This is a genomic window from uncultured Dokdonia sp., assembly GCF_947492535.1.
Lineage (GTDB): Bacteria > Bacteroidota > Bacteroidia > Flavobacteriales > Flavobacteriaceae > Dokdonia.
Map to the genome: position 1 here is coordinate 173290 of NZ_CANLNH010000005.1, position 24194 is coordinate 197483.

Genomic DNA, 24194 nt, shown 5'->3' on the forward strand with positions numbered 1-24194 from the left:
TGACATTTGATAAACGTTAACGTTTAGTATAACAAGCGTAGTCTGCCGATAGGCGGCTATGATTTGTTATACAGTGTTATCTACTGGCTTTTCTTTTAGGTATTTTATTAATATTCAATTCTGTAGCTAAGTCAATTATTTTTTGCGGAGTATCAAGAGTCTTTCTCAAATCTTCTATGGTCAAATTATTAGATTTGGCTTTAAAAATGAAGGTTCTGAAATTTAATTTTGCAACTTCTTGATTAAAGTTGTCTGCAAATCTATTTTTCAATTCTAATGTCAAATTTTCTAACTCGTTTTTTAACTCCTCTAAAAGTTCTTCGATATCAGAAATCCATATTTTTTGATTTTGAAGAAAGTCTTTTACTTCTTGTTCTTCTTTATACTCAAGTTTCTGAATTTGCTTATGTACTTGAGAAATTTTCATATTCTCCCAGTCTTTAGATTCAAGAACTGGAATTTGCCATTTTGATTGTTCCTCTTTCCAGTAGTCTTTGTCAACTTTGATTTGATGAATGGTAAAACTTGGTAGCTCAATTGCCGTTAACATTCCTGCATGGCATGCTCCAGTATCAATACCATAAGTTTTATTCTTTATTTTTATTTCTTCACCCACCACATGATGTCCATAAATTATTGGTTTTTCTCCTGTATAAAAATCTGACCAATATTTTCCTTCTTCGTATTTATTTTTCAAGTACCTGCTTCCAGAGGTAGTTCCAGCTAAAACTTCTTCTTTTTGTTCATGAAGTTTTTTGTCATGTTCAAAAAATGCATGGACAATTATTGCGGATTCTGTCTCATAAAAATATGGTAATGTCTTAAGCCATTCTAGGAATTCATTGTACTTATCTTGAAATTGGACTTTAACAATCTCCTGAGAATAGCTTAGAATCCCATTTAGATGTTTACGTTCATGATTTCCCATAAGAACCACTGAATTCTTCCGTCTTTTGAAATATTCAAATAATTCTACAGATTTGGCACCTCTGTCTACTATATCGCCAAGAGATATTATCAAATCATCATCTGTTATTCCAATTTGTTTGGACAATTCAATGAATTCATCATAACATCCATGAATATCTCCTATGACATATGTTTTACTCATTTTCTTGTGCTTGTAGATAACTACTGTATAAAGTACATGTATGTTATTTTATATATGTGTATTTTCCTCAAATTTAACGTATTTTTTAAGAAATAAAACGTGTAATTTATTGTTTGTTAGACGTTTTAGGCTTTTATAGAAAATCTCAAAAATTGATTACAAACGACTGTAAATAATTGTAAGCGTTTGTAATCGATACTAAACTTACTTTCTTCTTAGTACACCACTTTACGGTTTTCCACAATCCACCAGAAAAGTTTATTCCAATAAAAAAGCCAGACATGTACACAAAAGTCTGGCTTTCCAAGAAACCTAGCATTGCTGCTATGGCTAATAGTATGTTTCTATGAGATACTCGTTTTGATAGTTAACTTCGAGTAGTTTCTATTATTGGGAGATCTCCGCCTTTGTGAGATTCCCACCTTCGCGAGATCTCCGCCTTCGCGAGATCCCCGCCTTCGCGAGATCCCCGCCTTCGCGGGATCCCCGCCTTCGCGGGATCCCCGCCTTCGCGGGATCCCCGCCTTCGCGGGATCCCCGCCTTCGCGGGATCCCCGCCTTCGCGGGGATTATATTATAGTACTCTGTCCCACAAATATGTTTTCAAAATTACGGTTTGGATCTTCTGGGTTTAAAATAAAATCAGCAATGAAGTCACCTACTTTCGAAGTGCCAAATGGATTTTCTGCATTTAAATCTTCAGTAGTAAATCCTAGCTCTAATGACTTTTCAACTGCTTTTTCTATAAGCGCTGCCTCTTTATGTAAATTCAAATGACGTAATAACATCGCAGCACTTAAAATACTTGCTAACGGATTGGCAATATCTTTGCCGGTTGCTTGTGGAAAACTACCATGGATAGGCTCAAATAACGCATTGTCTGTTCCAATAGATGCCGAAGCTAATAACCCAATAGAACCTCCTATCACGCTTGCTTCATCAGAGATAATATCACCAAATAAATTCTCCGTTAAGATCACATCAAATTGTTTCGGGTTTAAGATCATTTGCATAGCTGCATTATCTACAAACAGAAAATCGAGAGCTACATCTGGATAGTCTTTTGCTATTTCGGTGACTGTTTTACGCCATAAACGCGATGTTTCCAACACATTAGCCTTATCAACAAGTGTCAGTTTACGTTTTCGCGAAAGCGCTTCCTTAAACGCCAAATGCGCAATACGACTAATCTCTTCTACCGAATAGGAACATCCATCGGAGGCTACTTGACCATCGTCACTTAAATGCTTCTCTCCGAAATAAATCCCGCCTGTGAGTTCGCGATAAATAGAAATATCTGTACCTTCAATACGATCTCTTTTAAGCGGTGATCTATCAATAAGTTGGTTATAGGCTTTTACAGGTCTGATATTACAGAAGAGTCCAAGTGATTTACGAAGACGTAGTAATCCTTGTTCAGGACGCACCTTCGCATTCGGATTATTATCATATTTTGGATGCCCAATCGCACCAAATAAAATCGCATCAGCTGCTTCACAAATATCAATCGTTTCTTCAGGTAGTGGATTTCCTGTGGCATCAATCGCACAAGCACCCATCAATGCAGTCTTATATGTAAAATGATGATCAAACATATCTGCAATAGCATCAAGTGCTTTTTGAGCCTGTGCAGTCACTTCTGGTCCTATCCCGTCTCCAGGAATAATAGCAATGTTGTAGTTCATAATTCATGCCCCGTCTATTCACGAGGGTCTTTTTATTTCATTATATACTTCCTTTTAATAAAGGGTTGTTTTTAACACCTCCCTCATTCCCTCCTTCCTAGGAGGGAGGTTTTTGTTCCCCTCTATGAAGAGGGGTTAGGGGTGTGTTTTTACTTTTAACACCTCCCTCAATCCCTCCTTCCTAGGAGGGAGGTTTCATCTTATTCCCGCGAAGGCGGGAATCTTATCATTAGTATACTAGTCAGTCATTTCGATACGATTTTAAATCTTCACTTTGTTACGTTTTAAAATCACTCAATGTCCTTTATTCTCATTCCCGTTCTTCAATCCCTCACTTCGACAAGCTCAGTATGACACCTTCCTAGGAGGGAGGTTTTTGTTCCCCTCTATAAAGAGAGGTTAGGGGTGTGTTTTTACTTTTAACACCTCCCTTATTCCCTCCTTTCTAGGAGGGAAGTTTCATTTCATTCCCGAGAAGGCGGGAATCTCAAAATACCATTCGTTCTTTTTCAAAAGCTTCAATGGTCTCTTTTTTACTTACCAAAAAGTCAATATCATCATATCCATTGATCAGGCATACTTTCTTGTACGGATCTATGTCAAAGCTTTCTTTTCCTTTTTGAATTTGTTCGTTATATATGCCTATATATTCTACAATTTGATTTTCCAAATCGACAGTGATTTTTGTTTTTGGGTTTTCTTGCACACATGTAAGTAATTGGTTTAAGAAATCTGGTGTTACTTGAATTGGAAGAAGCCCATTATTAAGAGCATTTCCTTTAAAAATATCTGCAAAAAAACTTGAAATCACGACTTTAAGTCCATAACCTGCAATCGCCCAAGCCGCATGCTCGCGACTAGAGCCACAACCAAAATTATCGCCAGCGACGAGGATTTGTGCAGTTGCATATTGTGGTGCATTTAATGGGAATTCTTCATTGAGATTTCCTTCAGCATCGTATCGCCAATCTCTGAATACATTATCGCCAAATCCTTTCTTATCGGTTGCTTTTAAAAAGCGGGCAGGAATAATCTGATCAGTATCTATATTTTCAATAGGTAACGGAATGGCTGTTGTTGTTAATGTTGTAAATTTTTCCATTACGCAAGTATTGTTTTAGTGATGTCTACTATTTTTCCTTCGATGGCAGTAGCTGCGGCTACCAACGGACTTGCTAGTATGGTGCGAGATCCTTGTCCCTGACGTCCTTCAAAGTTTCTATTGGAGGTAGAAACACAATATTCGCCTGATGGGATTTTATCGTCATTCATAGCAAGGCAAGCAGAACATCCAGGTTCTCTAAGCGTAAATCCTGCATTTTCAAAGACTTCAACGAGGCCTTCTTCTTCTAGTTGTTTTACGACTTGTTGTGATCCGGGCACTAACCATGCATTTACATTAGGAGCTTTTTGTTTCCCTTTTACATAACTAGCAGCGACTCTAAAATCTTCAATACGAGAGTTGGTGCAACTGCCTATAAACACATAATTAATCGTAGTGTCTAGTAATTGTGATCCGCCTTTAAAATTCATGTATTCCAATGCTTTTTCAAAAGTCATATCACCTGTTTCTGGAATATGCTCGTTGATTTTGATGCCCATACCTGGATTGGTTCCATAGGTAAGCATTGGTGCAATATCTGCGGCGTCAAAATGATATTCTTTATCAAAAGTAGCATCAGTATCAGTGGGAAGTGTTTTCCAATAGGATACCGCTTTCGCGAAAGCGTCCCCTTGCGGCGCAAATTTCTTTCCTTCTATATAATCAAACGTCGTTTGATCTGGTGCAATCATCCCGCCACGAGCACCCATTTCAATACTCATATTACAAACGGTCATACGGCCTTCCATAGACATGTCTTGAAATACATTTCCAGCATACTCACAGAAATAACCTGTACCTGCATTGGTTCCTATTTGCGAAATGATATATAAAATCACATCTTTAGGTAAAACGCCAGGACGTAATGTACCATTTACAGTGACACGAAGGCTTTTTGGTTTTTTAAGTAGCAAGCTTTGACTAGCAAATACTTGTGCTACTTGACTTGTACCGATTCCGAAAGCGATACTTCCAAAAGCACCATGCGTACTGGTATGACTATCGCCACATACCATCGTCATCCCAGGTTGTGTGATGCCTAATTCGGGAGCCATCACATGGACAATGCCATTGTACTGATGTCCTAAACCGTATAAGGTAATCCCATGTTTTTCACAATTCTTAGTGAGCTGCTCGAGTTGATTTCGCGAAAGCGGATCCTGAACAGGTAAATGCTGATTTACGGTAGGTGTATTATGATCTGCTGTGGCTACAATCTGATCTGGACGGGCAATAGGAATGCCTCTTGCTTCCAACTCATTAAATGCCTGCGGACTGGTGACTTCGTGAATTAAGTGTTTGTCTATATATAAAATTTGAGGCCCATTAGGTATCGTATCTACCACGTGTGCATCCCAAACTTTATCAAATAATGTTTTTCCCATGTGTACGCCTGTTAAGGCTGGTGTTATATCCGTATGATGTATTAGAAAATCTATTACGACTTGAATACACTTGAAAATATTTCGCTACGCTACATTTTTGAGTTTGACCGTAGCGATGCTATGCTAAAACTCATAAAATGTTATATTTTATTGTGTTTTCAAATCTCATTACGAAGTTCTAATTCGTCATTCGGATTAAAATTTGATGTTTAATTTATATAAAATTAGATATTTCTAAATGTATCTAATAGATTTTTAATTGTTTATACTGAAATAACTGAATATGCCTTTTTAATTTTTAACAAGAAGGTATATTCCGTCAGTGTTCCCCTCTATGAAGAGGGGTTAGGGGTGTGTCTTTTTATGTTTTTTTAGTACACCTCTCTCAATCCCTCACTTCGACAGGCTCAGTATGACACCTTCTTAGGAGGGAAGCTTCATTTCATTCCCGCGAAGGCGGGAATCTATTTATTACTTCCTATTTTACATTCGTATAGAAATAGAGTGTTACTCTATTTTAGAGTAGTACTCTATTTTTGTGCCTAACCTTAAAAGCTAAGAGTTAATAACCAATAGCTTTGTTTACGCCAGAACACCTGCTTGAATTTGAACTGTCTCCATAATCCTATGAATATCTTGATCGCGTACTTCTTTTTGACGATCAGCAACCGATAAGAAATTAGTGTACGCCACATCCAATTGATCTTTTGTGAGTTCGTACCCTATTTTCTTAGAGCGGTAGGCGAGTGCCGCACGACCACTACGAGCTGTCAATACAATAGCACTTTCTGTTACACCTACGTCGGCGGGATCTATAATTTCATAAGTCTCACGGTTTTTAATCACACCATCTTGATGAATTCCTGAACTATGTGCAAAGGCATTAGCACCTACAATCGCTTTGTTAGGTTGTACAGGCATTCCCATTTTTTCACTCACCATTTGACTCGTGTCGTATAATAATTGCGTATTAATGGTTGTGTCTAAATTTAAATATGGATGTTGTTTTAGCACCATGACGACTTCTTCTAGAGACGTATTTCCTGCACGCTCTCCAATACCATTAATGGTACATTCTATTTGTCTTGCACCATTTTGTACTCCTGCGATAGAATTGGCAGTAGCGAGTCCTAGATCATTATGACAATGACAAGAAAGGATCACATTTTCGATTCCTTTTACATTTTCGCGTAAGTATTTCATTTTAGCGCCATATTCATCGGGTAAACAATAGCCTGTAGTATCAGGAATATTAAGCACGGTAGCTCCTGCCTTAATAACAGCTTCAAGTACACGAGCTAAATATTCATTGTCTGTACGTCCTGCATCTTCTGCATAAAACTCTACATCTTCGACAAAGCTCTTTGCATAGGCAGTTGCTTTTACAGCACGTTCTATAATTTTTTCAGGCGTACTATTAAATTTATGTTTTATATGCGATGCACTGGTACCGATACCTGTATGTATACGTGGATATTTAGCATATTTTAATGCTTGTGCAGCAACTTCGATATCTTTTTCTACGGCTCTTGTAAGACCGCATACGGTTGCATTTTTGACAAGTTTTGAAATTTCTTCTACAGAAGTGAAATCACCAGGACTAGAAATTGGAAATCCTGCTTCAATGACATTAACGCCCAAAAGGTCCAGACGCTCTGCAATGGTTAGTTTTTCTTTCGTTGCTAGTTTGCATCCCGGTACTTGCTCTCCATCTCGAAGGGTCGTATCAAATATTTGAATTTTATCTCTGGACATGATTTGTTTTTAATTACGAATATATATATTGGAGACAGCTAAGCGATGTCAAATTCGTTGATTATTACGATGTTAAATTGCTTTTTAATTTTTTTAAGTATCTGTATCATAGATTTTTATGAGAAAAATCATTACAACGCCAAATGAAGAAAGTGACGCTCTTTTTGTGTTGGTGAAGTCTTTATCTAAAAGTGAAAAACGACAATTTAAGTTGTATGTAGGTCGATTAGAACGAAATACAGATGCAAAATTTATGGCGCTTTTTGATGTGCTTGATAAAATGAAGGAGTATGATGAACAGGTCATCATTAAAAAAGGAGTCGTTACTAAATTACAGTTATCAAATCTTAAAGCACATTTATATAGACAAATTCTCGTGAGTCTTAGATTGACGCCTTTGCATCGTAATATTAGAGTGCAAATACGTGAACAGTTAGACTTTGCTACCATATTGTATCAAAAAGGCTTGTATAAGCAAAGCCTTAAAGTATTGGATAAAGCCAAACTCATGGCGATTGAAAATGAAGAAAAGAATATCGCCTATGAAATTGTAGAATTAGAAAAAGTCATTGAAACGCAATATATCACACGGAGTATCTTATCACGTGCAGATGAGCTTTCTGAACAATCTAAAGAGTTAAGTGAAGCGAATGTGATGACCAGCAAACTCTCAAATATGTCTTTAGAGTTATATGGGATGATGTTGCGTACTGGCTATGTGCGAAGTGATGAAGAACGCCAAGAAATTAAAGCCTATTTTGATAAAGCAATACCAGCATATGATTATGATTCTTTAGGGTTTAGAGAAAAACTCTGGTTATACAAAGCGCATTTATGGTATAATTTTTTAATACAGGATTTTGTTTCGTGTTATAAATATGCCAAGCGTTGGGTATTGTTATTTGAAGATAATCCTACGATGATTCAACGGAATCCTGTATTCTTTTTAAAAGGACAACATTACTTATTAGAATCGTTGTTTTATCTGAAAATGAGCACCAAGTTTGATGCTGCTTTACAACGTTTAGAAGGTCTTAAAGACGATTCAAATTTCCCGAAAGGGGATAATTTAGAGACCTTACTATTTTTATATATCTACAGTAATAAACTCAATCATCGTTTTATGGTGGGCGATTATGAAGATTATGAAGGTCTTGTTACTGAGGTTATGGAAGGAATAGCATCGCCTAAATACCGTATTGATGAACATCATATTATGGTATTTTACTATAAAATTGCATGTCTTTATTTCGGTTCTGAAAATTATACAAAGTGTATCGAGTATCTCTCTAAAATTATCAATGCAAAGAGTTTGAAAACACGACAGGATTTGATGTGTTTTGCGCGACTACTCAATTTGATTGCGCATTATGAAGCGGCTAAAGATTATCATTTGGAATCCTTACTTCGTAGTACCTATAAGTTCTTACTAAAGATGGACGATCTCCACGAAGTACAGAAAGAGATGATCAATTTTGTGCAAGGGCTTAAGAATATTTATCCGCATGAATTGAAAGGAGCTTTCAAGAAATTATATAAGAAGTTAAAAGTCTACGAAGATGATCCTTATGAGCGAAGAGCCTTTTTATATTTGGATGTACTTTCTTGGTTAGAAAGTAAAATTCAAGACAGACCTGTAGCTGAAGTGATTAAAGAAAAAGCCAAAGCATTGATGCGGTAAATGAGTAACGAATTTTGATTGGAGATTTTTGATTTTAATTTAAGTAACTATTTTTCCGCTTTCGCGAAAATACACTTCGTTTAGAAACAATCCCTATGCTTCCAGTTACCTCATCGATACTTCCTGTTTACTCATTGGGTGTTTTTTGAAAATAATAGTGTTTTTATTTTTGATAGAAATTAATCAACTTCTAAGAATTAGTGTATGAGATTTTTACTACTATTAATGATAATCCTTTTTACAAGTTTAATATATGGTCAAGAGCAAGTAAAGGTAGAGAGAACGCTAAAAGAAAAAGTGGGTGAACGTATGGAGAATTATTTTCTGAAATTAGCAAATAAGAGATATATCAAACAAAATAAAGTTCTTCAAGAGCTCGGGTTTTCTAACCTTCAAAATGTTGATTCTGAATTTGTATTTAGATATTGCACAAATAATAGTATTATTGAAGTTGTTGAAGATAAAGGTGTTTTTACAGGGACTGTATTCTTTTTTATATACGGAGTACAGGAGAATGGAAAAAAAGAGATGTATACTACTAAAAAAACACTCTCTGTTGAAGTTTGTCAGGAAATCAAAAAAAGTTTTGATGATGATGCTAATAGAATACTATATGATAAACATAATTATGACCTAAAAAAAACAAGTTATAGGACCTTTTTTCAAAATAGTATAGAATTTATAAAAGACGGTAATTATGTATTTCAATTATTTCCGTCTTCAAGCAGGAGAGTCAATTATGAAAAGGATCGTTTAGATGTATTTTTAGAAAAAGTTTTAGCTTTATCTAATTATAATGAAATAAGAACAAAGTTTAATAGAGAAAACCCTTATCATCATTATCTTTTTTGGAATGGTTATGGGGTTTATACGACTCATTAAAAAATAAGAAATTAAGTATTGACTAAAAAAACAACCTTAGGACCTATCCTAGAAATTAATCTGGCAATGCTATTTATTAGTACGTCAGGGATTTTTGGACGCTTTATACAATTGCCGCCAGAACTTACCATTGCTTTACGAGGTATTTTTGCAGCCCTGTTTTTAGGACTCTTTATCTTATGGCGTAAATCGTCTTGGCATATCGCTTCCAAAGATCGTGGGGCTATTTTGATTGGAGGGATATTATTAGGGGTGCATTGGGTACTCTATTTTTATGCCTTACAACTATCTAATGTAGCCATAGGCATGCTTTCTATATTTACGTATCCTGTGATTACAAGTTTACTAGAGCCCTTAGTTCTCAAAACAAAATTTCATACCATTCATATTTTTCTAGCTATCCTTGTACTATTTGGGTTGTATTTATTGGCACCAGAATTTAGTTTAGAAAGTGATGCGACATTGGCTATTATTTTAGGAGTCATCTCTGCATTTTGTTATGCATTACGAAACCTCATCATGAAAACAAAAGTACAGAAGTATGAAGGGACTATCTTGATGTGGTATCAAATTATGATTGTATCAGTGTTATTGATTCCTGTTTTATTTATGAATGTTAATTGGCCATCAGTACAAGAACAATGGCCCTATTTGGCACTCCTTGGTTTATTAACTACCACTATTGGGCATACGTTATTTCTATCTAGTTTTAAGCATTTCTCAGTCACTACAGCGAGTTTAATGAGTAGTGCACAACCTATTTATGGAATCATCTTAGGAATTTTATTTCTACAGGAAATTCCAGGCATACGTACTATTATTGGTGGCGCATTGATCTTAGTAAGTGTGGTGGTAGAGAGCAGGAGAGCAGTGAAGTAACATTTTGAATTTTAAGTATCTGCTGAAATTATTGAAAAATAGGTGTATATACGCTGTTTTTCAACGGAATAGTGGTGTAGTTTAGTAGGCTAAACTATATAACCATGGAAATTTGGCAATACATTCTAATGCTTATTGGTGTCATTACTGTAATTTTTGTAGGCTATTATCTTATTAAAAAGCTAGTCAAAGAGATTGAAAAAGTACATCATTTACCTATTCGAGAAAAAGGACTTACGGCAATGCCTGCCGTACCATTCATCATTTCAGAAACCATTGAAACTGTCGTTAAGCTAGGACTCAGAGCCGAAGAATTTAAAATGGCTAAAGCAGGTCTGAGTAATGAATATACATTAGATGGTGTCACCCAAAGTGCCTATACCTTTATGTATGATACAGAAGAGATTGATGTAGGAAAAGAAGACCGAAAAGAACTTTTGGAAAGACTACATAGATCTGATGAAAAAGAGTTTTTACATAAAGAACTCTTGAATCCCCATCTAGAAAAAGCATCCTTTCCTAAGCATGCAGACAAAGAACAAACATTCACCTCTTTTTTTCTTGACAAACCAGAAGACTTTACCATGTCTTGGACTAACTATTATAACGTTTATAGAGATGGAATCAAAAGTTATGAAAAAGAATATGCAGCCATTTTAAAAGACCCAAAAGAAGCGACAAAACAATTTTGGCCAACGATTGCTGAGAATGGACTCGCGTATAATTTATTAATTCTTCAAAAAGTTCAGGGGGATTTCTTAGAAAAAGTAAAAAATGTATTCTCTAGTCAATGGAAAGATCTTTTAGAGCCTATTCAAAAACAAGGACTACTATATGCAATAGATTTAACTATTTTTAATCAATTTGAAGCGAGTCAAGTAGCTGGTTTTGATAGGTGGACGCCAGGTGCTTTTGTCCTTTTAGAACAAGACAAAAACACGAAAGAATTAGCACCTATTTGTGTTCAGATTTCAAAGAAAGATGCAAGTGCTTCACAAATGTATACACAAGAAAATAGCACAGACGCTACGTGGATCTTTGCATTATCAGCAGCAAGAACAGCAGTCACTGTATATGGAATATGGTTAGGACATGTATATCATTGGCATATCGTATCTGCCTCTATGCAAATGACGATGTTTAATAATGTATCCAAAGACCATGATCTTAGAAAATTATTAGATCCGCAATCAAAATACCTAATAGGGTTTAACGATGCCTTATTCTTACTTTGGAAAACAATAGGACCCCCAACGTCATTTTCAACCACCGATTCCTTTTTACAACTCACCAATGCCTTTGCTACCGGGCGAGAATTTTTTGGCGATGATCCTAAAGTTACATTAGAGAAATTCGGAATTCGTAAAGAAGACTTCTCTGACAAAAAAGATTGGGACCGTTTCCCTATTGCAGGACAATTACTAAGATTATGGGATGTTTCAGAAAAAATGGCAACTACTTTTGTCGAAACCACCTATGCGACTGATGAAGATGTCTCTAAAGATGAAGAACTTCAAAACTGGATAGCAGCAGCCTCAAATCCTGAAGAAGGAAATATACGTGGTCTCCCTATGATGAGTAGTAAAAAAGAACTTAAAGCAGTATTGATTAGTTTAATCTATAGAGTGGTGACACACGGTAATTCTAGACAAATGCGATCCTTAGGACCTGCCTTATCCTTTGTAGCAAATTATCCTCCTTGTCTTCAAAAAACAACTATCGTAGCACCCAACGATACTAATTTTACAAAAGAAGATGTATTGCGCTATTTACCTAATACGGGGACTATAGGTTCTATGATGACCTTCTATTACATCTTTATTTTCTCGGCACCTTATGAACCGTTGTTACCATTGTTTGGAAATAATACGAGTTTATATTTCCCAGAGAAAGAGGATCCTAGAAACAAAGCTCTAGAAGAATTTAGAAACGAAGTAGGTGAATTTATTGTAGACTATAGTGATGATAATTCACCGTTAATTCATCAATGGCCAGCGAGTATAGAGACTTAAAATAGTTGTTAGCTGTGATTCAATTATAAATAAATTATAGATATGTACGCTCCTGTCTGCCGGCAGGCAGTTTCGCGAAAGCGTATGCTTCTAACATTTCATTTTATAACGTAAACGTAAAATTTCTTCAAAAAACCTGATAATACCTAGAATGTTGTAGTCATGTATAGGTAGATTTTATGGTATACACTTCCCGTTATTGTATCTTTTTGGTTCAATAATAGAAATGCTATGAAAAACTTTATACTATTATTTTTTATAGGCTGTATGGGCCTGCCTGTTTGTGCACAAGGAGGTAATTATCAACTAGTGTGGTCTGATGAGTTTAATGTAGAAGGCCCTTTAGATGAAGTAAAATGGCATCACCAAACCCAATTGCCTAATGGAGATAGTTGGTACAATGGCGAGATACAACATTATACCAATCGCATAGAGAATTCTTTTGTAAGTGATGGTACTCTAAAGATAGTAGCTATTAAAGAAACATTTACAGACCAAGGATCTACCAAATCACATACTTCAGCACGACTAAATTCTAAGTTTGCATTTACCTATGGTTATGTAGAGATACGAGCAAAATTACCTATAGGAATAGGTACTTGGCCAGCCATGTGGACGTTAGGACAAAATATCACAGAACCTGGTGGCTATTGGTATGAAACAAATGGAGAAGTCTCTTGGCCTGCCTGTGGAGAGATCGATATCATGGAGCATTGGGGAAGTAATCAAAACTATGTACAAAGTGCTATGCATACGCCTTCTAGTTTTGGAAATACAGTTAATAAAGGAGGACAAACGATTGCCACGGCTTCATCTGCATTTCATATTTATGCATTAGAATGGACGCCTGATCGTATGGTGTTTAGTGTTGATGGTGTACAACATTATACCTATGAACCATCCGTACAGAATGCTGATACATGGCCTTTTGATGCTAATCAGTATATTCTTTTGAATGTTGCAGTATTACCAGAAATTTTAGATTCTTTTACAGAGAGTGCTCTAGAAATAGATTATATACGTGTATTTCAAGACTCTACATTATCAGTAGCAGATCAAGACTTAGATAGTAAAATCCAACTCTCTCCAAATCCAGTGATAGATACGTTGTCATTGCAAGTCGCACCATCGCTAATAGGAGCTAAAGCTGCTATATATTCTATAACGGGTCAAAAACTACATACAACTGTCTTACAAAATGAGAATACTTCGATAGATGTATCTACATATACAAAAGGGGTATATTTCTTTACTCTAGAAATAGGACAAACCAGTGTTACAAGACGTGTGATTAAACGATAATCAGTAAGTAAAGATCATTGTTTAAGTAATAATCTTTATATCTTTAAAATGAATAAAGGTTTTACGTACACTATAATTAAATACTAGGTATGAATACATGCATAGTCCTAGTACTTAAATCATAGAATACCTTTTTAATTTATAGATCTAATTATGAATTTATTGGTATCGCCAAAGGGTATAATACTACGAGGTAGTTTATTTTTTAATAATTTTCTTTATAGTAGATTTTCCTTGTGCCGTACTCGCTTCTAAGAAGTACATCCCAGACTTTAAATGAGAAATATCTATAGTATTTGTTGAGTTGCTTTTAGAAACATTACTTCCTATGACATTATAAATACGTATCGATGAGATTTGCTGATTTGATTCAATATATAATACATCGGTAGTTGGTATTGGATATACTTGAAATGTAAATGCTGTGTTTTCAGTCACACCTAAAATTTCATCAACGACTTCTGTGCTTACAGTATTGGTTCTAATTGCAGGGTTAAAGTCAAAGAAAATATCTGCATAATTAGTCATTATTTCACCTATTTCGATAGCAGGTTTTGGTTTGATTTTATAACTTATAAATCCATGTGACTCTGGTTCGTTTGAAGTACTATCTGGTAAATTTATATTTTCAAATGTAAAAGACACTTCGTTTTCATTGCGTATTTGAACAGTATAAGGATGGCTAATAGCTTCAAGTGATAATGTATTCCAGTCTAAATTTTGGTGTAATATATTTTCTATAGTAACATTAATAGCACTGGCAGTCCCTGTATTCTGAAATCTAATGATATAATGTAAATAATCATCTGTCTGATCAATTAAAATTTGATCTCCTTCTATAACAGTAATATCATTAGGGTCGTATGAGCCTATAACGGTTTGTTGTAAAGAAAATATATTATTTTCTTCAGTCTCATCGCCGTTAATTGGATAGATCGTAGCTGTGAATTCTAAAACCTCATCTATCTCTACAATAGGAGGAGGAAGTACTTGAAATATCAATTCGATGCTCCTCGTTTCAAAAGGTTGAAAATCTAAATAATTAAAAGTAAGCACTCCATTGGTTTGACTAGCAGTTTCTTCACTACTATTTATAAACTCAAGTTTTGTATCATTAAAATCTATATCAATAGATCCGTCTAATACTGTTGTGCCTTCATTATGAAAAGTAGCTACATAAGTTACTATAAATCCAGGTCGTGCATTTCTAGTAGGTAATATAGTAATACTAACATCATTTATCACATCAGTTGCCTGAATACAAAAATCAGCTTCAAGTGTATTATTGACACCAGAAAAAGTGTCAACATATTGAGAAGGGTTTGTTGAAAAATAAGGAGAAAGTGATATTACTTCGGTTGTGTATTCACCCTCTTGTTCAGGAAATAGTTGATAAAATCCGTTTTGGTATGTAAATGTTTCAATTATTTCAGTTCCATTGGTTGTTTTTACTCTGGCATTTTGAACTACAAAATCATTGGTATCACAACCGTTATTGTCTTGATCATAAAGAACAGTTCCTCTAATTCTATTGGTAAGTAACCCATTATTTTTATACCAAGAAATAGCATGATTATCTTCATCTGCAGTAGTTACGATATCACTAATATCATCACCATTTAGATCTCCAGTTGTTACAAAATTAGTTCCATCTATATCTGTAGACATTACATTTGGATTACTATCAAAATCTCCTATTCCATTAAGATGTTCGTACCAAAACAATGTGGCATTATTACGAGATGCAATAATGACATCAAGATCACCATCATGGTCTATATCTTCAAGGGTCATTTCTCTAGGTCTAAAACTAAAAGAGGTATTATCTATGATTTGTCCAGAGCTAAAATTTGCTTGCCCATCTGTATTTTCATACCATTCAACGAGCTCATCTTCACTAGAAAATGAAACAATATCAAGGTCTCCATCACTATCAATATCTGCCGTAATTACTTTATTACTAGGGTCTGATGTGATTATATTTTGACTTCCAAAATTTCCTAATCCGTCTGTGTTCTCAAACCATGCTATCTTTCCATATCCAGAGCCATCATTAATAGCATATATAATGTCTAAATCAGTATCTCCATCTATATCAGATAATATAAGTTCATTAACTCCGCGACTATTTACTAGTAAACTAATATTTACTGGAGCGCTAAAATTACCCTGACCATTTGTATTGATGTAATAACCAAAAGAAGCAGTGTTATTGTTATTTTTATAATATACAATATCAAGATCACCATCACCATCTATATCTCCAGCAGTTGGGGAGTGATACCCTGTATTATCTATAAAAATTGGACCGTCAAAACTTCCTTGTGTATCATTGCTATACCATTCAAGAGTGGAGTTTCCGTGTATTACATATAAATCTTCATAGGAGTCACCGTTAATATCTGCTGTTTTAAGTTCTGCTTCTCCATAAACTCTACCTATTACTTTCTGTAACCCCATATCTCCTAATCCATTTGTGTTATCATAGGAAACGATTCTTTCGTTAATGACACAAATGATATCAAGGTCTTCATCATTATCAATATCTTTTATAGAAGGATATGATGGTCTAGACCAGTATTTTGAAATTTCTTTTTGTGCACTAAAAGATTCATCATTATTTCTAGAATACCACCTTATAAAAGAGCTTCCTGTTATTAAATCTTGTAATCCATCATTATTTATATCAGCAATTTGGATGTTGATAGGACCATAGGTAAAATCATCAACCAAATCCACACCAAAAGCACCTACTCCATTATTTTCGTGTATTCTTACATCATCTAATGCTTGATGTTCAGAAGCTACAGATGCAATATCAAGATCTCCATCATTGTCAACGTCTTTAATGTCTAAATGATTAAAACGTTCTCTATTTCCAATAAAATATATAGGGTGGTCTGTTGTAAAATCACCTTGTCCATCTGTGTTTTCTAGCCATTTTAACTCGTTATTGATGGCAAAAATAATATCCTGATCTGAGTCGTTATCTATATCTGCGGCATGTACCTCAGAAACAATGGAATAGTTAGGTTCAGGAAGAAAAGTATATACTTCTTGTCTATTTCCAAAAGTTCCTAAATTATCTGTATTTTCAAACCATACTATTTTGACATAATTATCAGTAGAAGATGTATTTGCTATAATATCATTATCTCCATCACTATCTAAATCTGCTGCATATACAGAGTCTATATTTATCATAGATAGATCAATATCATTAGGTACTGCAAAATTCCCTTGGCCATTTATATTTTTCAGCCATGCAAGTTCATCATAATCATATGCCAAAACGATATCTAGTAAAGTATCTCCATCTATGTCTTCTATAAACATTGTTATAGGCGAAGAGAGATTAGACATGATAACTTGTTTAGGAGAAAATGCTCCATTATTAAGATTTTCTAACCAAAAAATAGTATCTGTATCAAATGCTGCAACAATAAGATCTTTATCACCATCATTATCTATATCTGCAGGAACTAAAGAACTTATGCGTTCAGGATTATTGTATATTGTTTCGCTATATATAATTTTTAAATTACTAAAGGTTCCTTGCCCATCTAAATTGTCATACCATCCTATTTTTCCACTAGTAAAAGACCCAAAGACGACATCTAGATCACCATCTTCATCTATATCCATTTCAAACATAGAATCTATACTACCTGTACTAAATGAAATATCAGATAAGCGATTATTTAATAAGTCAACTTGGCTATAACTTATAGTGTTGGTGATTAGTAATAAAATGAGTAATAATTTTTTCAAAATAACTATGGTTTAGGTGATTTCAAATAATAACCAAATATAGTATATAAAACCTAGATTGACATAGCTGTTAAACAAGCTTAAGATAGGATACAATATGCTAACTAGGAGAATGATATATAAAGGTGGAAGGATAGTGTTTTTATATGGGAGTAAGTATCTTAATCGATCTGATAAGAAGGACTAAACGAACTAAAAATATAGATGTTCTTTACATACTTATCCATTACTCTTCACACGCTTCCCAAACAGTATCTCCCTTGGGTAACGGAGCAATAAAAGTCATTTTCTCTTTCTGTACAGGATGTATAAACGTAAGTTTACGTGCATGTAGGCTAATGCTTCCATCTTTATTAGAACGATCAAAACCATATTTTAAATCCCCACGTATCGGACTCCCGATAGCCGTCAGTTGACTTCGTATTTGATGATGTCTTCCTGTATGTAAGTCAATTTCAAGAAGGGTAAAGGTCTTTAGTTTTTTGATGACGCTATAGGTAAGACTTGCTTCTTTTGAATCTGGTACCGCTTTCGCGAAAGCGTAACTTTTATTCTGCTTTGTATTGCGTTTTAGATAATGAGTAAGGGTTGCTTGTTCCTGTGAAGGGTGTTTTTTGACCAATGCCCAATAGGTTTTTTGTGTCTTTCGCTCTGAAAATAACTTATTGAGGCGTGTGAGTGCTTTACTGGTGCGAGCAAACACAACAATTCCACTCGTAGGGCGATCTAGCCGATGGACAACTCCTAAAAATACAGCCCCAGGTTTATTATATTTTTTGGCAATATACTGCTTGACAACATCGCTTAATGGCGCATCTCCCGTTTTGTCACCTTGTACAATATCTCCAGCACGCTTATTGATCACAATCAGATGATTGTCTTCATAAATGACGTGTAAATTAGTAGGAGTAGAGTGCGTATGTGCCATAACGAATTAAGCTGTAGGTTTTGCTTCATGTTCAGGGCAATCTAGACGAATTTCATGATTTTCTAATGGTTTTTTTAGAAAATGACAATAATGCCCTCCTGATTTTTTTTCATAAAACGCACAGCTATGACAATTACGTTGTACACTGAGAATACCAGAAGTGTTGAGACCGTAAATTAATTTTGTAATCGTATGGAATAATTGTTGTACCTCACCCTTATCTATAGTTCCTAATTGATGTTTAATAGGAAGTGCAAAATCTTCTATCTGAAGCAGTACATTAGTTCCTGTTTGCGTAAGCGCTATGGCATAACTTCTACTATCTGTAGAAACTGTTTTCTTTTGAATATACTCTTTTTTAAGTAATACTTTTACAGCATCACTCACCGTAGGTTTTGTAATATTAAATTCTTTTGCAAGGTAGCTTACAGTGCACATCTCTAGTTTATGATTTGCAACAAATAATAAAATTTGTATCTGAATAGGACTTAGCCCTACCACTTTTGCATGTTCCCAAAGAAGTACTTTGAACGCTTCAGAAATACGCTCTAACCCTACGACAACCTTATTAGCGATGTCGTCTTGATGCTCAGTATTAAATATTGTTTTTTTCATAAGCAAACAGTGCCTATAGCTTTTGATATGCTATAGGCAAAGTTAGTAATCCTAAGTATATGATGTGCCATTAATCACAATTTTGTAACTCTATAATATGGTATCCTTTCTCTTGGATAGAAGTCACAACTTCTTCGGGAGCTGTTTCCATATGACATAAACGACATTCTGAAGTACTCAAAGATTTAATTTGAACTTCTTTAGTTGTTAAATAATCATCTCCATATTGAAAGATGGTTTCTTCTTTTACTATTTCTATAGGAGCGAGAATATCAAAATGCATTAACGTCCCATCATTTTTTCGAACATAGGTGTCCCAAACATTTACTTTCATAACGATTTTAATTTTGCTTTACTTTATAAGGTAAAGAAAGGTCTCCACTTGCAACACTATATACTTCATATACACCTAACATAGGTGTATCTTCTTTACTTGTATTTACTTTCATAAAAGAAGTAACACCATCATATGAAAAATTAGTAGATCCGATACGATAATCTGGAATTAATACCTTGATAGTAGTTCCTGTAGTCACTACTTGATAGCCAGGAGAATCCATATACATTGGCATTCCTGGGTTGGTAGGAGGGAGGGTTACACTCGTATCTCCTTTTTTAAATTGTTTTACAGCAAGACCACCCTCAACACGATCGTCAGGAACGAGTACTACCCAATGTGGATGCCATATAATGCCGTCATTATCGAAGATTTTATCTTTATTTTCATCCCATAATGGGGTGTCATCAAAGTCGGGATGAGAGGTAAGACCTAGGGCTACAATACCTTCTGTGTCATTAAAACCAACATCGGTAGGTTTTAATGTTGTAGGAAATACATAAGCTAATACAGGAGCACCATCTAGTTGCCCTACAGGAATAGGGGTGGTATGGCCTGCTTTTCCTTTCACCGTAATTTCCCATACGGTCATTTGTAAATCAGTGTGATGAGTGACTGCTACTTTTGTAATAGCAAAATCATCATTTTTATACGTTTCTTTTTTATCTGTACATGCAATGGCAGATATCCCAGCAAAGAATAAGGCGATAATTAATGAAGTTGTTGTTTTCATACGAATACATATTAATAGTTAAGATTTTTTAGATAGGAATCCTAACTATATAATTTAAGAATTAACCAATTACATCAGCCATAGAAGCTCCAAAATTGATATGTAATACATTTCCATTTTCAGTAACTAAGGCCGGTACAGATTGTACACCTGCGGTTTCTGCTTCTGAAATTCTACTTCTGTCTTGCGCGATATCTACTATCGTTAGATTTTCTTCTCCTAGTAAGTTGATAACATCGCTTTCTGCACTAGCGCATACAGAACATCCTGCGTGATAAAAAGTGGCTTTACTCATGTGTATTTTAGTTTTAAAAATTAATAATGATGCAAATATATAAATTAATTAGGAATCCTAACTATATAATATAAAAAAAAAGTATTAATTAAGATTTTATATATACCCAAGCTTCTTTTCCAGAGCGTAATATTGTTTTTATACGTTTATAGTCAGATACTTCGTAGGTATCTGCATGTTCAAGTTCTTGTGTAGAAATTTTAAAGCAAAGGCCTTCTATAACATGTTCTTTTTTATGTGTAGGTATCGCAACTGGATGATAGGCTTCTTGACTTAGTGCTACAACTTTAGGATCTTTGATCTGTAGTTGTTCTAATCGATAACCTATTAGTGCATCTTTAGAGCCATACAATAATCTCCCAAATGTTTCTAGCTGTACATTTTCGGTTTGGAGTGTCCCGTAAGAAAAGAGATACTGATTCATATAGAATTGTGCATACGATTATATACGCTTTTGCAAACCTGTCTCGTTGGCAGACAGGAGCATAAAAAATCAATACTGTTCAGACTCATTCGGGAAATCCTGAGACTTGACATCTGTTGCATATTGTTTAAAAGCATTAGTCATCTCAGTATACATATCTAGGTATCTTCTTAAAAAACGAGGATTAAACTCGTGTGTCATTCCCAGCATATCATGCGTAACTAATACTTGCCCATCTACACCACCACCCGCACCTATTCCTATGATAGGTATTGTTAAGCTTTCGGCAACCTCTTGTGCAAGTTTTGCAGGAACCTTTTCCAGAACAATCGCAAAGCATCCTGCTTTTTCAAGCATTAAGGCGTCTTCTTTTAGTTTTGCAGCTTCTTCTTCTTCTTTTGCACGTACTGTATATGTACCAAATTTATAGATAGACTGTGGAGTCAATCCTAGATGTCCCATTACTGGAATACCTGCATGTAGAATACGCTTTACACTTTCTTTGATTTCTTTACCTCCTTCTACTTTGATCGCATGACCACCACTTTCTTTCATAATACGTATGGCAGAACGTAATGCCTCTTTAGGATCACTTTGATAACTTCCAAAAGGAAGATCTACCACAACCAATGCACGATCTATAGCACGTATCACAGAAGAAGCATGATAAATCATCTGATCTAATGTGATAGGAAGTGTTGTCTCATGACCCGCCATGACATTAGATGCACTGTCGCCTACAAGAATAACATCTATTCCAGCACCATCTACAATTTTTGCCATGGTGTAGTCATAGGCAGTAAGCATTGATATCTTTTCACCGCGATTTTTCATCTCAGTGAGCGATTTAACAGTAATACGTTTATATTCTTTTTTTGCGACAGACATTCGGTTATGTTTTATCCTACAAAAGTAGTAAATTACATAGCTATATGAATCATGATTTTTATGAAGGGTAAATATATTATTATAGGAATGGTATTTGGACTTGTTTTTTTCGCTTTCGCGAAAATCACCACAGCTCAAACCACATCGTTATCAAATGAAGAAACGGAAGTAAAACAACTCGTAGAACGTTTTTTTGAAGGATTTCATAAACAAGACTCTATCATTATTAAAAGTGTTGTTCACGAAAAAATACTTATGCAATCCATTGGTAAGAACAGAACAGGAGAAGTCGTATTAAGTAAACAGGACTTTAGTGGCTTCTTAACATCTATCTGTTCTATTCCTGATGAAACCCAATTTGAAGAGCGTATTAAAAGCTATAAAGTTCAAATAGATGATAATAAAGCGATGGCAAATGTGTGGACCCCATATTCCTTTTACATAAATGGCGAATTAAGCCATTGTGGCACCAATAGTTTTCAACTCTTTAAACGCGATGGCGTATGGAAAATCTTTTATATCGTAGATACAAGAGATCGGGATGGCTGTGGTATTAAGCGTGGCTAGTATCACCTTTTCTTATGTTTATATATGTAATATCTATAAAATTGACGTTAGGGTTTAAATTTATGTAAGATAGCTTACACAACTTCACTTCATTCTCACCTTCTTTAGTTGTTAAAACCTGTTAAAGTTTTATCTTAAAAATGTCAATATGCCATTTTGTGATAAAACAGTACTGCATTGATTTTTGTTTTAAAAATCTTTATTTCAGTACTTTATTCTCTTTCTTGTGTATTCTAATTTCATAAGTGTTTCATTTTTATTTTTTGATAACGTAAGTAGGAAAATTTCCTTAACACTAAGTTAATAGCAAGAATATAGCACTTGCGTTTAAAATTTTTGCGGTAGTTCTGGCCAAACTTTACAGTAAGAATAACAAACAAAATCAAAAATTTAAACACTAAAAAAAATGAAAAAGATCAACATAATGCTTATCGCATTTTTAGCACTATCTATTACGTTTGTATCCTGTAATTCTGATGACGATAATACACCTATTGTTGTAGGAGAAGATGATACTGACGACGATGACGATGGAACTGTAGATTTTGTAGGCGCAGTATATGCCATGACAAATGGAGAAGGACAAGTTGCGGGAAATGTACAAGGACCTAATACAATTATAGCATACGGAAGAGCAGACGACGGATCACTTACTCCTATTGGACCTTTTGCAACAGGAGGTAATGGCGGGGACTATGATGGAGGTGAAGGATTAGACCCTTTAATTTCTGCATATGCACTTACAAAAACAGATGATAATCAAAACTTATTAGCTGTAAACGCAGGAAGTAATACGATTACATCTTTTAATATTGCAGATGATTTCTCTTTAGAAATAGCTGGTGAATCTTTAGATACAGGAGCTATAGGACCCAATAGTATTGCGACTACGGGAGCAGTTACGGTAAATGGAACCAGAGGATTAGTGTATGTATCTAATATTACACGCCCAGAGTTCTTAGCAGGAGGAGAGCCTATGCATCAAGGAACAATAACTGGGTACTGGTTATTAGATGACGGCTCGTTACAAGCCATAGCGGGATCTACGAGAGATCTTCCTATACGCCCATCTGCTGTGCAATTCTCACCAGATGGACAATGGTTGATAGTTGCCTCTATTAATTCTGGAGCTTCTGCTTTAGGATCTGGAAGTGAAGATGAGTTAACCGTATACAGCGTAGGAGGCGATGGAACATTAAGTGCTTCATCAGTAGCAACTGCAACATCAACCTTAAGAAATAATGCAGAAGGAAGAAACTTACCCTCTGCGATTGGGTTCCAAATTGTAGGAAATAATTATGTGGTAGTAACAGAAGCAAGAGAATTTCAACCAGATGGAACACCACCAGCATTCCCAGCATTACAAGATGGATCGGTATCTACGTGGCAAATACAAGGTGATGGTAGTTTAACACCTATAAGCCTTGATGTCGCATCTGGAGAAAATAATACAGGAAGAACAGCATGTTGGTTAGACTTTACAGCCGATGGAAACACCTTCTTTGTATCTAATGCTATTGAAGCAGGATTAGCAGCATATAGTTTTGATAATGGAGTTGTAACACTACTAGATCAAACAGCAGCACAAGGAACAGGAACGGGAGGCGCAGATAACGGTCCAGATGCTTTTGCAAGTACAGAAGGATGGATTGATATGTGGATTTCTGACGACGGGCAATTCTTATACCAACTTTACGGATTAGATGGTACCATTGGAATCTATAGAATTAATGGACAATCATTAGAACTTATATCAGAAGAGTCTAACAACTTGCCTGACACAAATACACAAGGTATTGTAGCGATATAATATTTTGAAGTTTGTTTGATTTTGATAGAAAG

At 35.1% G+C, this 24194-nt stretch carries 20 protein-coding genes; 7 read left to right on the forward strand and 13 right to left on the reverse strand.

Annotation, left to right across the window (positions count from 1 at the left end):
- Positions 1-76 precede the first annotated feature (76 nt).
- The 5 genes from Q1A60_RS08695 to Q1A60_RS08715 form a co-directional block, all read right to left on the reverse strand.
- Positions 77-1111 (reverse strand): metallophosphoesterase, encoded by a 1035-nt coding sequence (locus tag Q1A60_RS08695; protein ID WP_299766163.1) that lies wholly within the window; start codon positions 1109-1111, stop codon positions 77-79.
- 569 nt (positions 1112-1680) lie between these two features.
- On the reverse strand, positions 1681-2796 hold the full coding sequence (leuB, locus tag Q1A60_RS08700; RefSeq protein ID WP_299766160.1) for a 3-isopropylmalate dehydrogenase: 1116 nt from the start codon (positions 2794-2796) through the stop codon (positions 1681-1683).
- 487 nt (positions 2797-3283) lie between these two features.
- Positions 3284-3898, reverse strand: coding sequence for a 3-isopropylmalate dehydratase small subunit (gene leuD, locus Q1A60_RS08705; RefSeq protein WP_299766158.1), 615 nt, complete (start codon positions 3896-3898; stop codon positions 3284-3286).
- On the reverse strand, positions 3898-5283 hold the full coding sequence (gene leuC, locus Q1A60_RS08710; RefSeq protein WP_299766156.1) for a 3-isopropylmalate dehydratase large subunit: 1386 nt from the start codon (positions 5281-5283) through the stop codon (positions 3898-3900). Before leuC ends, leuD begins: the two co-directional genes overlap by 1 nt.
- 582 nt (positions 5284-5865) lie before the next feature.
- A complete protein-coding gene (locus Q1A60_RS08715) occupies positions 5866-7038 on the reverse strand; it encodes a 2-isopropylmalate synthase (RefSeq protein WP_299766154.1) in 1173 nt (390 codons plus the stop codon).
- Between the two features lie 118 nt (positions 7039-7156).
- Here Q1A60_RS08715 and Q1A60_RS08720 point away from each other — a divergent pair, with 118 nt between their 5' ends.
- From Q1A60_RS08720 to Q1A60_RS08740, 5 genes are all read left to right on the forward strand, one after another.
- Complete coding sequence (locus Q1A60_RS08720) at positions 7157-8719, forward strand: hypothetical protein (RefSeq protein WP_299766152.1); 1563 nt, start codon at positions 7157-7159, stop codon at positions 8717-8719.
- Between the two features lie 204 nt (positions 8720-8923).
- Complete coding sequence (locus Q1A60_RS08725; protein ID WP_299766150.1) at positions 8924-9601, forward strand: hypothetical protein; 678 nt, start codon at positions 8924-8926, stop codon at positions 9599-9601.
- A gap of 18 nt (positions 9602-9619) precedes the next feature.
- Positions 9620-10480 carry a DMT family transporter gene (locus Q1A60_RS08730; RefSeq protein ID WP_299766148.1) on the forward strand — a complete coding sequence of 287 codons (861 nt, stop codon included), beginning with the start codon at positions 9620-9622 and terminating at the stop codon, positions 10478-10480.
- A 104-nt stretch (positions 10481-10584) separates the two neighbouring features.
- Positions 10585-12492, forward strand: coding sequence for a lipoxygenase family protein (locus tag Q1A60_RS08735; protein WP_299766146.1), 1908 nt, complete (start codon positions 10585-10587; stop codon positions 12490-12492).
- A 231-nt stretch (positions 12493-12723) separates the two neighbouring features.
- The gene (locus Q1A60_RS08740) at positions 12724-13794 is read left to right on the forward strand and encodes a family 16 glycosylhydrolase (RefSeq protein WP_299766144.1); all 1071 of its coding nucleotides are present in this window, start codon (positions 12724-12726) and stop codon (positions 13792-13794) included.
- 198 nt (positions 13795-13992) lie between these two features.
- Here the strand turns inward: Q1A60_RS08740 and Q1A60_RS08745 are convergent, their stop codons facing one another.
- The 8 genes from Q1A60_RS08745 to panB form a co-directional block, all read right to left on the reverse strand.
- On the reverse strand, positions 13993-17565 hold the full coding sequence (locus tag Q1A60_RS08745; protein WP_299766142.1) for a T9SS type A sorting domain-containing protein: 3573 nt from the start codon (positions 17563-17565) through the stop codon (positions 13993-13995).
- A gap of 226 nt (positions 17566-17791) precedes the next feature.
- The gene (locus tag Q1A60_RS08750) at positions 17792-18493 is read right to left on the reverse strand and encodes an RluA family pseudouridine synthase (protein ID WP_299766141.1); all 702 of its coding nucleotides are present in this window, start codon (positions 18491-18493) and stop codon (positions 17792-17794) included.
- A 6-nt stretch (positions 18494-18499) separates the two neighbouring features.
- Positions 18500-19108 (reverse strand): helix-turn-helix domain-containing protein, encoded by a 609-nt coding sequence (locus Q1A60_RS08755; protein WP_299766139.1) that lies wholly within the window; start codon positions 19106-19108, stop codon positions 18500-18502.
- Between the two features lie 70 nt (positions 19109-19178).
- Positions 19179-19442: a DUF2024 family protein gene (locus tag Q1A60_RS08760; protein ID WP_299766138.1), complete on the reverse strand. Its 264-nt coding sequence runs from the start codon at positions 19440-19442 to the stop codon at positions 19179-19181.
- 7 nt (positions 19443-19449) lie between these two features.
- Entirely contained in the window at positions 19450-20178 is a 729-nt protein-coding gene (locus Q1A60_RS08765) for a hypothetical protein (protein WP_299766136.1), read from the reverse strand.
- 61 nt (positions 20179-20239) lie between these two features.
- Positions 20240-20473 (reverse strand): thioredoxin family protein, encoded by a 234-nt coding sequence (locus Q1A60_RS08770; protein WP_299766134.1) that lies wholly within the window; start codon positions 20471-20473, stop codon positions 20240-20242.
- An 88-nt stretch (positions 20474-20561) separates the two neighbouring features.
- The gene (locus Q1A60_RS08775; RefSeq protein WP_299766133.1) at positions 20562-20897 is read right to left on the reverse strand and encodes a gamma-glutamylcyclotransferase family protein; all 336 of its coding nucleotides are present in this window, start codon (positions 20895-20897) and stop codon (positions 20562-20564) included.
- 69 nt (positions 20898-20966) lie between these two features.
- Positions 20967-21785: a 3-methyl-2-oxobutanoate hydroxymethyltransferase gene (panB, locus tag Q1A60_RS08780; RefSeq protein WP_299766131.1), complete on the reverse strand. Its 819-nt coding sequence runs from the start codon at positions 21783-21785 to the stop codon at positions 20967-20969.
- Between the two features lie 60 nt (positions 21786-21845).
- On the opposite strand from panB, the gene Q1A60_RS08785 reads away from it, so the two are divergent.
- Positions 21846-22352, forward strand: a complete 507-nt coding sequence (locus tag Q1A60_RS08785) for a nuclear transport factor 2 family protein (protein WP_299766129.1) — start codon at positions 21846-21848, stop codon at positions 22350-22352.
- A gap of 406 nt (positions 22353-22758) precedes the next feature.
- Entirely contained in the window at positions 22759-24162 is a 1404-nt protein-coding gene (locus tag Q1A60_RS08790; protein WP_299766127.1) for a hypothetical protein, read from the forward strand.
- Positions 24163-24194 lie beyond the last annotated feature (32 nt).

Excerpts from the sequence above, each read along its gene's own strand:
- leuD (WP_299766158.1), bottom strand. The coding sequence starts at position 3,898 with ATGGAAAAATTTACAACATTAACAACAACAGCCATTCCGTTACCTATT.
- panB (WP_299766131.1), bottom strand. The coding sequence starts at position 21,785 with ATGTCTGTCGCAAAAAAAGAATATAAACGTATTACTGTTAAATCGCTC.
- Q1A60_RS08725 (WP_299766150.1), top strand. The coding sequence starts at position 8,924 with ATGAGATTTTTACTACTATTAATGATAATCCTTTTTACAAGTTTAATA.
- Q1A60_RS08695 (WP_299766163.1), bottom strand. The coding sequence starts at position 1,111 with ATGAGTAAAACATATGTCATAGGAGATATTCATGGATGTTATGATGAA.
- Q1A60_RS08790 (WP_299766127.1), top strand. The coding sequence starts at position 22,759 with ATGAAAAAGATCAACATAATGCTTATCGCATTTTTAGCACTATCTATT.
- Q1A60_RS08765 (WP_299766136.1), bottom strand. The coding sequence starts at position 20,178 with ATGAAAACAACAACTTCATTAATTATCGCCTTATTCTTTGCTGGGATA.
- Q1A60_RS08750 (WP_299766141.1), bottom strand. The coding sequence starts at position 18,493 with ATGGCACATACGCACTCTACTCCTACTAATTTACACGTCATTTATGAA.
- Q1A60_RS08735 (WP_299766146.1), top strand. The coding sequence starts at position 10,585 with ATGGAAATTTGGCAATACATTCTAATGCTTATTGGTGTCATTACTGTA.
- Q1A60_RS08740 (WP_299766144.1), top strand. The coding sequence starts at position 12,724 with ATGAAAAACTTTATACTATTATTTTTTATAGGCTGTATGGGCCTGCCT.
- Q1A60_RS08760 (WP_299766138.1), bottom strand. The coding sequence starts at position 19,442 with ATGAAAGTAAATGTTTGGGACACCTATGTTCGAAAAAATGATGGGACG.
- Q1A60_RS08715 (WP_299766154.1), bottom strand. The coding sequence starts at position 7,038 with ATGTCCAGAGATAAAATTCAAATATTTGATACGACCCTTCGAGATGGA.
- Q1A60_RS08785 (WP_299766129.1), top strand. The coding sequence starts at position 21,846 with ATGAAGGGTAAATATATTATTATAGGAATGGTATTTGGACTTGTTTTT.
- Q1A60_RS08720 (WP_299766152.1), top strand. The coding sequence starts at position 7,157 with ATGAGAAAAATCATTACAACGCCAAATGAAGAAAGTGACGCTCTTTTT.
- Q1A60_RS08770 (WP_299766134.1), bottom strand. The coding sequence starts at position 20,473 with ATGAGTAAAGCCACTTTTTATCACGCAGGATGTTCTGTATGCGCTAGT.
- Q1A60_RS08755 (WP_299766139.1), bottom strand. The coding sequence starts at position 19,108 with ATGAAAAAAACAATATTTAATACTGAGCATCAAGACGACATCGCTAAT.
- leuC (WP_299766156.1), bottom strand. The coding sequence starts at position 5,283 with ATGGGAAAAACATTATTTGATAAAGTTTGGGATGCACACGTGGTAGAT.
- Q1A60_RS08775 (WP_299766133.1), bottom strand. The coding sequence starts at position 20,897 with ATGAATCAGTATCTCTTTTCTTACGGGACACTCCAAACCGAAAATGTA.
- leuB (WP_299766160.1), bottom strand. The coding sequence starts at position 2,796 with ATGAACTACAACATTGCTATTATTCCTGGAGACGGGATAGGACCAGAA.